General features: G+C 50.6%; 14 protein-coding genes. 3 read left to right on the top strand and 11 right to left on the bottom strand.

Features of this window, described 5'->3' with window-relative positions; genetic code table 11:
* Nucleotides 1-37 precede the first annotated feature (37 nt).
* The 6 genes from cmk to I2E77_RS07225 form a co-directional block, all read right to left on the bottom strand.
* Nucleotides 38-703 carry a (d)CMP kinase gene (cmk, locus tag I2E77_RS07250; protein WP_191362379.1) on the bottom strand — a complete coding sequence of 222 codons (666 nt, stop codon included), beginning with the start codon at nucleotides 701-703 and terminating at the stop codon, nucleotides 38-40.
* Nucleotides 704-715: 12 nt separating this feature from the next.
* Nucleotides 716-1,966, bottom strand: a complete 1,251-nt coding sequence (locus I2E77_RS07245) for an NAD(P)/FAD-dependent oxidoreductase (protein WP_191362380.1) — start codon at nucleotides 1,964-1,966, stop codon at nucleotides 716-718.
* The gene (locus I2E77_RS07240) at nucleotides 1,938-2,822 is read right to left on the bottom strand and encodes a MurR/RpiR family transcriptional regulator (protein WP_087229568.1); all 885 of its coding nucleotides are present in this window, start codon (nucleotides 2,820-2,822) and stop codon (nucleotides 1,938-1,940) included. Before I2E77_RS07240 ends, I2E77_RS07245 begins: the two co-directional genes overlap by 29 nt.
* A 172-nt stretch (nucleotides 2,823-2,994) precedes the next feature.
* The gene (locus tag I2E77_RS07235) at nucleotides 2,995-3,537 is read right to left on the bottom strand and encodes a hypothetical protein (protein WP_237966327.1); all 543 of its coding nucleotides are present in this window, start codon (nucleotides 3,535-3,537) and stop codon (nucleotides 2,995-2,997) included.
* Entirely contained in the window at nucleotides 3,534-4,160 is a 627-nt protein-coding gene (locus tag I2E77_RS07230; RefSeq protein ID WP_087228957.1) for a J domain-containing protein, read from the bottom strand. The genes I2E77_RS07235 and I2E77_RS07230 overlap by 4 nt, the downstream gene beginning before the upstream one ends.
* Nucleotides 4,153-5,046, bottom strand: a complete 894-nt coding sequence (locus I2E77_RS07225) for a DUF5685 family protein (RefSeq protein WP_191362381.1) — start codon at nucleotides 5,044-5,046, stop codon at nucleotides 4,153-4,155. Before I2E77_RS07225 ends, I2E77_RS07230 begins: the two co-directional genes overlap by 8 nt.
* Before the next feature lie 390 nt (nucleotides 5,047-5,436).
* Between I2E77_RS07225 and I2E77_RS07220 the strand changes: the two genes are divergently transcribed.
* The gene (locus I2E77_RS07220; RefSeq protein ID WP_087229571.1) at nucleotides 5,437-6,033 is read left to right on the top strand and encodes a GNAT family N-acetyltransferase; all 597 of its coding nucleotides are present in this window, start codon (nucleotides 5,437-5,439) and stop codon (nucleotides 6,031-6,033) included.
* Between the two features lie 67 nt (nucleotides 6,034-6,100).
* Here I2E77_RS07220 and I2E77_RS07215 read toward each other — a convergent pair whose 3' ends face one another.
* Nucleotides 6,101-6,412, bottom strand: coding sequence for a LysM peptidoglycan-binding domain-containing protein (locus tag I2E77_RS07215; RefSeq protein WP_087228962.1), 312 nt, complete (start codon nucleotides 6,410-6,412; stop codon nucleotides 6,101-6,103).
* Between the two features lie 311 nt (nucleotides 6,413-6,723).
* On the opposite strand from I2E77_RS07215, the gene I2E77_RS07210 reads away from it, so the two are divergent.
* Together I2E77_RS07210 and I2E77_RS07205 are read left to right on the top strand one after the other, a co-directional pair.
* A complete protein-coding gene (locus I2E77_RS07210) occupies nucleotides 6,724-6,990 on the top strand; it encodes a hypothetical protein (RefSeq protein WP_087228964.1) in 267 nt (88 codons plus the stop codon).
* Between the two features lie 102 nt (nucleotides 6,991-7,092).
* Nucleotides 7,093-7,332, top strand: coding sequence for a hypothetical protein (locus I2E77_RS07205; RefSeq protein WP_087228966.1), 240 nt, complete (start codon nucleotides 7,093-7,095; stop codon nucleotides 7,330-7,332).
* A gap of 293 nt (nucleotides 7,333-7,625) precedes the next feature.
* Here the strand turns inward: I2E77_RS07205 and I2E77_RS07200 are convergent, their stop codons facing one another.
* From I2E77_RS07200 to I2E77_RS07185, 4 genes are all read right to left on the bottom strand, one after another.
* Nucleotides 7,626-8,042: a hypothetical protein gene (locus tag I2E77_RS07200; protein ID WP_087228969.1), complete on the bottom strand. Its 417-nt coding sequence runs from the start codon at nucleotides 8,040-8,042 to the stop codon at nucleotides 7,626-7,628.
* A gap of 234 nt (nucleotides 8,043-8,276) precedes the next feature.
* The gene (locus I2E77_RS07195) at nucleotides 8,277-8,966 is read right to left on the bottom strand and encodes an NlpC/P60 family protein (protein ID WP_243252558.1); all 690 of its coding nucleotides are present in this window, start codon (nucleotides 8,964-8,966) and stop codon (nucleotides 8,277-8,279) included.
* Nucleotides 8,967-9,273: 307 nt separating this feature from the next.
* The gene (locus I2E77_RS07190; RefSeq protein ID WP_195450929.1) at nucleotides 9,274-10,650 is read right to left on the bottom strand and encodes a UDP-N-acetylmuramoyl-tripeptide--D-alanyl-D-alanine ligase; all 1,377 of its coding nucleotides are present in this window, start codon (nucleotides 10,648-10,650) and stop codon (nucleotides 9,274-9,276) included.
* A gap of 44 nt (nucleotides 10,651-10,694) precedes the next feature.
* Nucleotides 10,695-12,155, bottom strand: coding sequence for a UDP-N-acetylmuramoyl-L-alanyl-D-glutamate--2,6-diaminopimelate ligase (locus I2E77_RS07185; RefSeq protein ID WP_191405517.1), 1,461 nt, complete (start codon nucleotides 12,153-12,155; stop codon nucleotides 10,695-10,697).
* Between the last annotated feature and the right edge of the window lie 3 nt (nucleotides 12,156-12,158).

The following is a 12,158-nucleotide window of genomic DNA, read 5'->3' as shown; positions in this document are numbered from 1 at the left end:
GTGTTGTTTTGGCCATCTTCGCTGGAAAAACGGCCGTTTAAGAAATCTTATCCTGAACAGTGCGCAAAAGGCGCTGGAAAGCCTGCTCCCGCGTTAAGCCGGTGCTGTCTACCATAATGGCGTCTTCCGCCGGGACAAGCGGCGCAACCGCGCGATGGGAATCATCGTAATCGCGCTGCTTGAGCTCCGTCAGGACCTGGTCATACTCGGCTTCTAAGCCTTTTTCCCGAAGCTCTAAATAGCGGCGCTGGGCGCGCTCTTCGGGAGAAGCCGTCAAGAAAATCTTAACCTGTGCATTCGGGAGGACAACCGTCCCGATGTCCCGGCCATCCATAACCACATGGTTTTTCTTTGCGAGATCCCGCTGCAAGTCAAACAGGAAAGCGCGCACCTCCGGGACAGCGGAGACATTGGAAGCTGCAATCGAAATATCCTGCGTACGGATGGCGTCGGAAACATCTTCTTCCGCAAGGAACACGCGCTGTTCCCCATCGCGGAAGGCCAACCGGACCTCCACGCCTCCCAGATTTCCGGCAACCGCCGCAAAGTCGGTCGTGGGGATGCCTTTCCGCCTCATATACAGGCCGATCGCCCGATAGAGCGCCCCGGTATCCACATAGATATATCCAAGCTCTTTGGCCAAAGCGCGGGCCATCGTGCTTTTCCCAGCCCCGCCCGGGCCGTCAATGGCAATTGCAATCATCGTATATCCTCCCTAACTCATGGAATTCGCCGCGAGGCGGCCGGTACAAAAAGCAATCTGCAAATTAAATCCGCCGGTATAGGCGTCTACGTCAATCACTTCCCCGGCAAAGTACAACCCCGCCACACGCTTGGACTCCATGGTCTTCGGGTTGATCTCCTTCACGGATACGCCGCCGGAGGTGACAATCGCCTCTTCCACCGGCCGGAATCCCGTAATCTCCACAGGATATGCCTTCAAAAGCTCCGCAAAAGCACGCCGCTGCTCGCGGGTGATCTGATTACACTTCGTGTCCGGTGCAATACCGGAACGGCGCACCATCACGGGAATCATCTTGCGCGGCAACAGTGCAGAAAGCGCATTGGAAAAATCGCGGTTCTTATTCGCTTCAAAGTCGCGCTGGAGGCGCGCATCGAGCTGTTCCGGGCGCAGCGCCGGCTTTAAGTCCACCACCACGCGGTACCGGTCAGGCGCCATATCGCGCATGTGCGCGCTGGCGCTCAGGACCATCGGGCCGGAAAGGCCAAAATGCGTGAAAAGCATCTCCCCAAAATCGTGGTAAATCTCTTTCTTTTTTTTCGTGTCCCAGACATGGATCGCCGTGTTTTTCAGCGACAGTCCCATCATCTCCGGACAGTCCGTCCCGGCGGCCACCAAGGGCACCAACGAGGGGCGCAGCGGCGTGACGATATGGCCAGCCTGACGTGCAAACGCATAGCCATCCCCCGTGGAGCCCGTCCCTGGATACGACACACCGCCGCACGCAACCAACACATTCCGGGCCAAAATGCGTGCGCCGCCCTGCAGCTCCGCCCCCTGCACCGTGCCATCCTCCAACAGCAGTTGTTTGGCTTCCCCGGTTAGCATTTCCACACCACTGCGCTTCATGTACCGGATCAACGTATCCACGACATCAACCGCGTGGTCAGATGTCGGAAACACGCGGTTTCCCCGCTCCACTTTGAGAGGGAGACCTTGCGCTTCAAAGAAAGCCATCACATCCCGTGGGGGAAACGCGGATGCCGCGCTGTATAAAAAACGCCCGTTGGAGGGGACCGAGGCGATCAGCTCCTGTACATCGCAATCGTTTGTTACATTACAGCGGCCCTTGCCGGTAATCATCAATTTCCGGCCGGGCCGTGCATTCTTTTCCACCAGGCAGGTCCGCAGTCCACGGGCCGCGGCCGTCCCTGCGGCGAGCATCCCGGCCGCTCCGCCGCCGATCACCAGCGCATCATACGTTTGGCTCACTCTTGTGTTCATCCACCTTTTCGTAAACTCCGTATTCATCCCAGATGTCCTCCAGGTTCTGGAAGACCTTTTTGACCTCATTGGACTTTTTCAGGGCAATGGTGACAATCAGGGCATTGATTAAGCTGAGCGGCGCGCAATAGGAATCGACAATGGAGGCAATATCGCTGCGCGCCAAAAGCAGATAGTCGGCAGGTTCTGCCAACGGGGACAAGGTGCTGTCTGTGATCGCAACCACCTTCGCCCCACGCTTGCGGGCAAAATTCATCGCCTTGACCGCTTTCCGGGAGTACCGCGGGAAGCTGATTCCGATCACTACATCGTTTTCATCGATGCGGATCATCTGTTCAAAGATTTCCCCCTCGCTGGTAGACTGCACCAGAAGCACATTCTCAAACAGCAGGTGCATGTAATACGAAAGGAACGTCGCCAGCGCCAAGGAGCTGCGCGCGCCCAAGATATAGATCTTCCGCGCGGAAGAGATCGCGTCCGCCGCCTTATAGAAATTCTCATGGGAGGTCTCTTCCATGGTCCGCCGGATGATGTCGATATCCTGGTTGAATACCGAGTCGAGGATATCGTTGTCCCCGATGCGGTTGGCCGTAACCTCCATGCGCTGGACCGAGGTAAGCTTGTTCCGGATCATCTCCTGCATGGCCTGCTGCAGCTCCGGATATCCTGTGTAACCGATCTCCGTGGCAAAACGCACTACGGTCGATTCGCTCACGCCAACCGTAGCACCCAAGCGGGCAGCTGTCATAAACGCCACCTTGTCATAATGCTCCAGTATATATTTTGCAATCAGTCTCTGGCCTTTCGAAAAACTGGTCATTTTGTTTTGAATTCTGGCGGTCAACAAGTTATTCATTTCAAATCCCATCTCCGAGCGGTGTATTTTATCGGATTTGCCGCCCGATCGCATGCAGAAAACGACGGCAACCTCCACAAATCATGCAAAAAATAGTGGAGCTGTTTTCGCCGCCCACAGGGCGAAAACGGTTCCACTCTATATTAAGACCAAAATTTTGAAAAATCAAGCTTTATTTCAGCCTAAGCCACCGTTGTACATTTTTATGCATCCGCTGGCAATAGACGATGACTAAGCAGGAAAGGCAATAATCGTACAGCAAAAACGCCACATTCCCGACCAACAGGAAGACCCAAGGGAGATACACGCCAAAAACCGTAAAGCTTTCCTCCGGCACGCCCAGCAAATGGATGGAGAGGAAAAACTCCACAACCATCGCTACATTGAACAAAAGGAACTTGGCAAGCCACCTGAACAACCGCTTGGGGAGCTGTTCGAAATTTGCTTTTAGAATGGGATAATATCCAAAAAAGAGGACAAATATCGCGACCGCCTCTTTATCGGCTACCACCAAAAACGATAATACAGCCGACACTACAAACGATGGCCAAGCCCATCTCTTGCCCAGTTCGATCACCGTCAGCATCATCAAAGCCCCCGCGATCGCTGGAAGCGTATAGGATGCAGCGGGAAACAAATTGGTCATAAACATCAGCGCCGTGCTCAATGCAGCCAGCATACTGCTGAACGCCAGCTTTATGGTATTGTTTCTCAACAGCAGCCGCCCCCACCATACGGATTACAACAAGCATCACAGCAAATTGCCGTTGCGCAAATATCACAAAAGCTACAACCACCCACGGTCTGGACATTCGGGTTGTATCCGCCGTAAACGCCATTGCGTTGGTTGATCGCCTGATTCATTGCCGCCCGGTACTCCATATTATTGGGGTCCATCTGGCAGGCGCTTGAAAAATGATTGTATGCCTCTTCCATCCAGCCGCGTTTATACAATACGGTCCCTTTCAGAAAATGCCATTCTGCATCGCGCCCTTCCGCAGGGACACCATTCAAAATCTGCTCTGCATCCGCAATCCGGCCGGTCATAATCAAGTTTCGCACATCATTAAAACCGGACCTAGGATTGGCATAGGAGGAATATCCTGTATAACCCCACCCCGTCTGCTGCGCACCACTTGTTGTGCGTCCTTTGCGTTGGGCCATAATTGTGTCATACGCTTGGTTGATCTCCTTCATCTTCTCATCCGCGAGATCTGCAACAGGGCTGCCGGCATAATTATCGGGATGATATTTTTTTGCCAGTGCCCGGTAAGCACTTTTGACCTCATCGTCCGTTGCAGTGGGAGGTACCCCAAGAATTTTATACGGGTCAGACATGCTTTTCTTTCTCCTTCTCAAACAGGATTGCTCGCTGCATCTCCGGCAAGCCGAGAAACATCACATTGGAAACAATCGCGCCGAGCTGCTCAAGGTCCATCAAGTTGACTGCTGCGATCAGCTGGGAAAGCGTCGCATTTAAAATCCGGTTTGCTTCCTCTTTGACTTCTTTCAGCCGTTCCGTCGGACAGTTGGGCTGCAACTGCTCCTTAATGATAAAAGGGTTAAATGCTCCTTCATATAAATCTTTTTCCAAATCGTCCGCCGCATCTATAATATAGACCCAGCGGCCTAAAAAATACCCCGCCTGCCGCACAAGACGGTCCTCGGGGCTCAGTTCCGGGGCAGCCGCACCAAAGGCGAAAACCTGCTCCATCATCTTCGCGGTCGGCTCTGCATAAAAGTCAATACTCTGCCCTGGATTTTGTTCCGCAGCCGCCTGCTCCATCATCGCCAAGGCCACGATCTTGTCCAGCTCCGGATAGTCCTTTGCGGCTTTCCTGCGCATTTGGGAGACAAACGGGAGTACCATGTAGGACTTCATACGCTTTAAAAAACGGTCATCTGCAATATTATCCCGCACCTTTTGGTAAACCATAATCACCGATAACGCAGAAGCCAGACGGAGTTCGTCTCCCCCCCCTATACAAGCTCCACATTTCTTGAGAGGGTTCACCACGCAACGGCCTTCTCGAAAACCCAAGCATTTCTTGTGCAGCGCCATCAGCCACAATGCGAAAAAGGTACAGTCATAGCTGAGCGTCATTCTTGCGAACATCCCATAGCTCTTTCCAAGCTGCCGGCATAACGAACAATAAACCGCCCGATATGCTTCATATTCGCGCACACGTAACTCAGACTTCTGAGGCCGGACATATCCAAACACAAGGCCACCCCCTTATAGGCATTTTACCTGCAAGCAAAGCCCGCTATCCACGTGCCAATTTCAAAGGGAACCTCGCCGCGTTTTTTCGATTTTCATTCGAAATTCTATAAATTGGACTCGTTAGTATTCTACTATATCCTCCATCAGTATTTAATTAACAATATGTAAATTTTTCTCTGTTTAGCAAAGCAAGGCGGCTGCCGCCGTGTCTGATTTTCTGAATTGATATCAATTGGCGTTTTCTTCCAGTTTTCTTAAACGGCCAAGGATTCTCTCCCCTTTCAAACATGGAACCGTGACTTTTTACAAGGCATATGCTAGAATGGAAATGGTCTGCTCCAAAACCATATGAAGAAATTAATCCATCAACATAGAAGGGACGAGAATATTATGAAATTTATCCGGCACATGGACCAAAAGGACGACATATTTCAAAAGGCATTTTCTCTATATCAGGTGAGTTTCCCAGAGAAGGAACAGCGTTCCCTGGATGACCACATCCGTGCGCTAGCTGACCCAAGGTTTTTCTGTGAAACCATCTGGGAGGGGGAACAGTTTTGCGGCTTAATATTTTATTGGGAATTGAGCGGATTTCAATATATTGAGCATCTTGCCATTGAACCTAGCCTACGGGGTAGCGGTATCGGTTCCCGGTGCCTAGAAGAATTCTGCAAACGGAACCAAAAGATCGTTTTAGAGATCGACCCGCCGATCGACGACATATCCATTCGGAGAAAAAGCTTTTACGAGCGGCTGGGCTTTCACTACAACGGATATTATTATATTCATCCCTCCTATCAAAAGGGTTGTACGCCGCATCAGCTGTTGATCCTAAGCTGGCCAAAGCCAATTACTGAGGAAGAGTACCGCACGTTCATCCGTGATATGTGGGAAATTGTAATGTTGTACAGCCAAAACTCTGCCTCGGTAGGCGAATGCCGTACACCGCTAAGTGAAAAGGTTTACCCGTATTCTAAAAACTCTTAAAGGAGAACCCCGCCCCATCAGGATCTATGGAGCGGGGATTTTCTATGTCTAGCCGCCGTAAAAGCACTTACGGACGGATCCGCAGCCTCTGCCTCGGATAGATCAGATTCGGGTCGGAAATATCGTTGAGCCACATCAAGCGTTGCACTGTTGTCCCAAACTTCTCCGCAATTTTTGTCAAGGTATCACCGGGACGGACGACATACCATTTCGGTGTGCTCTCCTCCGGGACAAAAATCCGCAGTCTCTGTCCAGGATAAATCACATCGGTTTCGACAATTCCATTATATCGGGCGATATCGTTGACAGTCGTGCCATAAGCTTTTGCGATATTCCAAAGGGTATCTCCCTCTCTTACTGTATAAACAATTGATGGCATGAAAACTCTCTCCTTTACTGATTATAAAAAACGCCACTCCATCTTATGTGCTACAAGGACAAGAAGTGAATGTGATTACCCGTTTTTCTCGCCTTTTGATAACGTATCGAAAGAATCCTGTAGCATGCTTGGCGCTGCCCGCATACTTTAACCCAATGAAGCAAAAGTGTGCAAGTGGGAGCCTATCTCTCAATAATACACAATTCCTTTACCAATTTTTTACAGGATTTTAAATATTGCACAAAGAATTAGGCTTGCAATTATGCAACATGTATGATATAATCCTTTATGTAAACTACAAGGAGGGAAACATGAAACTATACGACATTAGCGTGGGTGAATTTGTGAACCTGCTTGAACATGCAAAAGGGAACATTTATCTAGTTACGGGAGAGGGCGTCTCTTTTGGAATGAACAGCAAACTGGCACAGCTGTATGGCATTAAGATGCTGCTCGAGGATTCAAAAGATAACAAAATCTCTCCTGAAATTATCGTTGAAGACAAAGAAGATGAAGAAATGTTTTGCCGTTATTGGATGTCCCGCTGCGCAAAAGTAAGTGGGTGGACTAAGACATAATGGCGGATTAACCTTTGGAATCTTGTCTATCATTCACATTGTAATTCTGTAGTTTACATGGTATAATAGACCCAAGTTATAAATTCATTGGAGGGAGTAACTATGAAACTTTACGACATCGATATTCAAAAGCTTCTTGACCTTCTTGATAAAGCACAAGGAAATGTATATTTGGTAACAGAGGATGGAAACACCCTCAACCTGAAAAGCAAGCTGTGCCAGTTGTATGGTGTTCGGGCTCTCTTGGATGGAGCAAAAAGCTCCAAGGTTTCCGCTGAGTTGAAGGTGGAAAATCCGGAAGATGAGAGCATGTTCCTGAATTATATGATCGGCAATCGATAAAAATTCACCCATAAAGACCTATACCGCTGTAGTGTTAAAACGCTACAGCGGTATTTTTTATATTATTTATGACAAAAAACTAGGACCGCCCGGGGAAGGGCGGCCCTCTCGTTTGGTTGTATTGGTAAATGCATGTAGGCAAGATTTTACGGAGCTTGCTCCGCTGGTACAAAACAGAAACCCACTTTCCAGCCACTGTAGTCCCGCGGCTGGAAAGACACCATCAAAACAATCCGCATGGAATTATTTTGATCCAAAATCCGTTAGACGGTCTTAAATAAAAGATCGGTAGCTTACGGTGCTGTGTTGCTATAAACCGTGACCGTTTCAGAACCGTTGAAGACGGCTGTTGCTCTCACACGATACGTTCCGGAAGAAACGGACAACTCCTTGGAGAGGCTTACAAAATCGCTGGAATCCGACTCTGTCCAGCTGCGGACAGACGACCAGCTGCTGCCGCTCTTCTTTTGAAGCGTAACAGTCAAACGGATACTGGTTACATTGGACTTACCTGCCGCTTCCGCCTCTACATAAGCGGTGCCTCCGCTGACATCCAGCCAACTGTCTACATAGTCTGCGTAAGTGTAGCGGGGCTGGATCTCAATCGCGCTTACTTCATCGGGCTGCACTTCTGCCACGGCCATCGCGTTGGTACCAACGCTGGCAATCATGCAGAATGCGCAAAATACGGCTGCGAATTTCTTAAACATAGGAACTGCCTCCTTTAAAATTGATACATCTATTAACAACGACAAAAAATTGCAAAAGTGGACAAACTAGGGCAATCCTTTTTTAAAATTTATTCATATTTTTATGAAAACCTATTTTTGACATATGATTCAAACAATGGAAGATAAAAAAACAACCGGTACTTTGTTGAAACAATGCAAAACAAAATAATCCTCTGCAAAGAGATTCTCTTTGCAGAGGATTATTCCCTCCCTTTATGAAGCGACATATGGCTTTTGCTCTACAATCTTTCCGTCTTCACCGAATGTATAAGAAATACCATCAATAATGCGGATCGTGTTGATCACATATTGTCCGTTTTCATAATAGTACTTGTCCCCATCATATGTAGCCCATCCCGTCGTCGGATATGTAATCTGGGGAAGCTTAAACCACTTTGTCCACTTGATGTTTCTACGCCCGAAGACCTCTTCATATTTCATATCTTCCCCGGAGCTTCGATTATCAATCGCCATATTGTTTCCAACATAAACCCCTACATGGCCAGGCTGATAGAGGATCAAGCCGTGGATACGCGGAAGAGAGGAAGGATCATTGTAATTGATGTCTCCGGAAACCTCGGCACTCTGGAGCATCGCACCGGAGCTGCCAGCCACCGACATCGATCCCGGATTTGGATTCTGGCCCTCTCCCTGCCACCAAAGGTAGGATTTAATCAAACCGGAACAATCGCTCGCACGCTTATTTCCCACGAACTGTCCATAGCAACCGCTGCGGTATTTCCAGCCATTCTTATATGCTAAAAGGACATGATCCACCAAACACACGCCGGTTTTTTCCTCCGCTGCTTGCGCCGTCACACTGTGTCCAAACGATGCTGTAATCGTCAGCGCTGCAAACAGCAACGTAAAGAAAAGCAAAAATTTCCGGTTTATCCGATTCAATGGTAACCCCTCCAATTTTCTGCCGCTTCCCGCGGAAACAGCTTGTCCGTTTTATTCGAGTATGTAACAATTTTTACATACAAATTACAATCTGTAACAAATTGGTTACAGTATAGCACAGATTATACTGGATGACAAGCCCTTTCATGAAAAAAATTACAAATTGTAACCAGTTGGAGGGAGAAAATCCTCAAAAACATATAAAAACCTGCGCAAAAGACGGGAAGAATCCATCTTTTACGCAGGTTTTCCGAGCTAGAAAGTAACAAAAATGTTACCAGCGGTAAAACAATAGGGACAAAATCCCTTAGCCAAGATATTCCAAGAGCTTTTTCACAATTTCATCGGTGTGCATCCCGCGGGACCCCTTTACTAAAACAACATCCCCGCAGCGAAGAAGCCCCTTTAAGACCTCTACCGCTTCCTCATTGGAAGCGCAAACATGGCAGGGAATTTCCGGTTTGACAGAACGCGCCCCTTCTGCAATGGCCGCCGCACGCGTTCCAACCGTCACCAATGCATCCACGCCGGTTCCGGCTGCGTAAGCGCCCACCTCAAAGTGCGCGCGGTGCTCCAGGGCACCGAGCTCCAGCATATCCGCCAGGGCCGCAATGCAACGCCCATCCTGTTCCCGCAGGTTTTCCAGCATATCCAAGCTGCTTTTGAGTGCATCCGGGCTTGCATTGTACGAGTCGTCGATGACCGTGATCCCCTTATGGCGGTGCAGCTGCTGCCGCATAGCAAGGGGCTGATACTCCTGCAGGGCTTTAGCCGCTTTTTCCAAATCCACTCCAAGGAAATGTGCCACCGCAAGGCTGGCCAGTGCGTTCGTCACATTGTGCAGCCCCAAAACGGGCAGATCCACTTCCTGTGCAATCCCATTTGTTCGGAAGACAAACCGGACCCCATTGGGGTGGAAAGCGATCTGTTCGGCGCGGTCATCGCACCATGGCTGCATCCCAAAGTACCGCGTTTTTACCCGGAGCTTTCCCCGCAAGCCCGCCAGCATGGGGTCGTCTCCGTTCAAAAACAAGACAGAATCCTCCTGAAAACGATCGATGATATGCAGCTTTTCCCCCAGGATGTTCTGCTGTGTCTTAAGCTGCTGAATGTGGGAAATCCCGATATTGGTGATCACCGCACAATTGGGCGCTGCGATCTCCGCCAGACGGCTCATTTCGCCAAAATCGCTCATCCCCATCTCCACAACAGCGACCTCATGCTCCGGCTCCAGACGGAACATCGTCAGCGGCAATCCGACCTGGCTGTTGTGGTTTCCTTCCGTACGCATAACCTTCTTTTCCGCAGAAAGGGCAAGCGCGATCATCTCTTTCGTCGTCGTCTTCCCGACGCTTCCCGTCACGCCGACCACCGGGATTGAAAACCGCTGGCGGTATGCGGTGGCGATCAGCTGCAACGCGGAAAGGGTATTGGGGACCCGGATCCAAGCATGGGAATCCTCCATCTCCGTATGTTCTTCTGTCAGGGTTGCCACCGCGCCGGCCGCAAATGTCGCCGTGATGTATGCATGCGCATCGGTCCGTTCCCCTTTGATGGGGACGAACAGTGCGCCGGGCTCTATTTTCCGGCTGTCGGTGCTCACAGAAGTCACAACCGCTTCCGGGTCCCCACACAGAAGTTTCCCTCCACAGGCTCTACGAATTTCTTCCACCGTCATCTTCATGGTTCTGCCTCCTTTTCTCTTGGATGTTCTAGGGCGTTCCAAATTCAGGACAACCCTTCCTCTTTTAAAATGTCCGCAACGACTTCCCGTTCGTCCAGATGGTATTTGACCCCTTTGATCTCCTGATAATCTTCATGTCCCTTGCCAGCGAGGACAATAATGTCCCCCTCCTGCGCGTGGTCCATGCAATATTTGATGGCCTCTTTGCGGTCCGGGATCACGATATACTTCCCGTCTGTTTTGTGCAGCCCCACTTCGATATCCGAGATAATGTCCATGACATCCTCAAACCGGGAGTTGTCGGCGGTCACTACGGAAAGGTCCGCCAGCCGCCCGCTGACCTCCCCCATTTCATACCGGCGGGAGCGCGCCCGGTTGCCGCCCGCTCCAAACAGGCAGATCAGCCGGTTTGGATGATATTCCCGCAGCGTTTCCAGGATGTTCTCCATGCTGACGGCGTTGTGCGCATAATCGATCAACAGCGTATAATTTCCCGGCACCTTGACCGGCTCCACACGCCCTTTCACCTTGACCGCATTCAAACCGCGCCGGATGTTCTCCTCGGTTACGCCGAAGTGACGGCAAACCGCGATGGTTGCCAGCGCGTTATACACGCTGAAATGCCCTGGGATATCCACATCCACGCCGAACTGATAGGGCCCATCCAATTCAAAATGCACCCCCAAATAGCCGGGGCGGGAGAGTAAGCGCTCCCCTTTGGCACGCAGCTGCGCCTCCGGATGGAAACCATAGGTCTCCAATTGGCAGGTGTGCCCTTCTGTGATGGCCTTCCAATTTTCATCGTCGATGTTGACGATCCCCAGCTCGCACTGGCGGAACAGCATCGCCTTGCATGCGCGGTACTCCTCCAAACTCTTATGTTCATTTCCCCCAATGTGGTCGGGCGAAAAATTCGTAAACAAGCCGATGGAAAACGTGAAACCGGACACCCGGTGATCCCGCAGGCCGATGGAGGAAGCTTCGATCACTGCTGCCCCGCACCCCTCGTCTGCCATCCGGCGGAGGGATTTTTGCACTTCATACGACTCCGGCGTTGTGTTCTCCGTCTTAATCACCTGATCGCCAATCACCGTACCGATGGTGCCGATCAAGCCGGTCTTGATCCCCGCATCCTCCAAAATGGAACGGATCATATACGAGGTGGTGGTCTTTCCTTTCGTCCCCGTAAGGCCCACAACACGCAGATCCTTCGCGGGATGCCCAAAATACGCCGCAGAGAGCACGGCAAGCGCATAGCGGGTATCCTCCACCAATACGACGGTGGCCCCCGATACCTCCACCCCATGCTGCGCTATCACCGCCACGGCTCCTGCCTCTACCGCCTGCTGTGCATAGCGATGGCCGTCTGCGTTCGCCCCACACAGGCAGATAAACGCACATCCAGGCTTTGCCTTGCGCGAATCATAAATGAGATCGGAGATTTCCAACTCCGTACTGCCGGAACTCTGATATTCCAACCCTTCCAGTAAATCTTTTAAAAGCATAAC

This window comes from Anaeromassilibacillus sp. 1001302B_160321_C8, assembly GCF_015554745.1.
In the GTDB taxonomy this organism is placed as follows: Bacteria; Bacillota; Clostridia; order Oscillospirales; family Acutalibacteraceae; genus Anaeromassilibacillus; species Anaeromassilibacillus stercoravium.
Note: the sequence above shows the minus strand (reverse complement) of the source record. Positions and strands in the feature narration are given on the sequence as shown.

Excerpts from the sequence above, each read along its gene's own strand:
- cmk (WP_191362379.1), bottom strand. The coding sequence starts at position 703 with ATGATTGCAATTGCCATTGACGGCCCGGGCGGGGCTGGGAAAAGCACG.
- I2E77_RS07245 (WP_191362380.1), bottom strand. The coding sequence starts at position 1,966 with ATGAACACAAGAGTGAGCCAAACGTATGATGCGCTGGTGATCGGCGGC.
- I2E77_RS07240 (WP_087229568.1), bottom strand. The coding sequence starts at position 2,822 with ATGAATAACTTGTTGACCGCCAGAATTCAAAACAAAATGACCAGTTTT.
- I2E77_RS07230 (WP_087228957.1), bottom strand. The coding sequence starts at position 4,160 with ATGTCTGACCCGTATAAAATTCTTGGGGTACCTCCCACTGCAACGGAC.
- I2E77_RS07220 (WP_087229571.1), top strand. The coding sequence starts at position 5,437 with ATGAAATTTATCCGGCACATGGACCAAAAGGACGACATATTTCAAAAG.
- I2E77_RS07215 (WP_087228962.1), bottom strand. The coding sequence starts at position 6,412 with ATGCCATCAATTGTTTATACAGTAAGAGAGGGAGATACCCTTTGGAAT.
- I2E77_RS07210 (WP_087228964.1), top strand. The coding sequence starts at position 6,724 with ATGAAACTATACGACATTAGCGTGGGTGAATTTGTGAACCTGCTTGAA.
- I2E77_RS07205 (WP_087228966.1), top strand. The coding sequence starts at position 7,093 with ATGAAACTTTACGACATCGATATTCAAAAGCTTCTTGACCTTCTTGAT.
- I2E77_RS07200 (WP_087228969.1), bottom strand. The coding sequence starts at position 8,042 with ATGTTTAAGAAATTCGCAGCCGTATTTTGCGCATTCTGCATGATTGCC.
- I2E77_RS07190 (WP_195450929.1), bottom strand. The coding sequence starts at position 10,650 with ATGAAGATGACGGTGGAAGAAATTCGTAGAGCCTGTGGAGGGAAACTT.
- I2E77_RS07185 (WP_191405517.1), bottom strand. The coding sequence starts at position 12,155 with ATGCTTTTAAAAGATTTACTGGAAGGGTTGGAATATCAGAGTTCCGGC.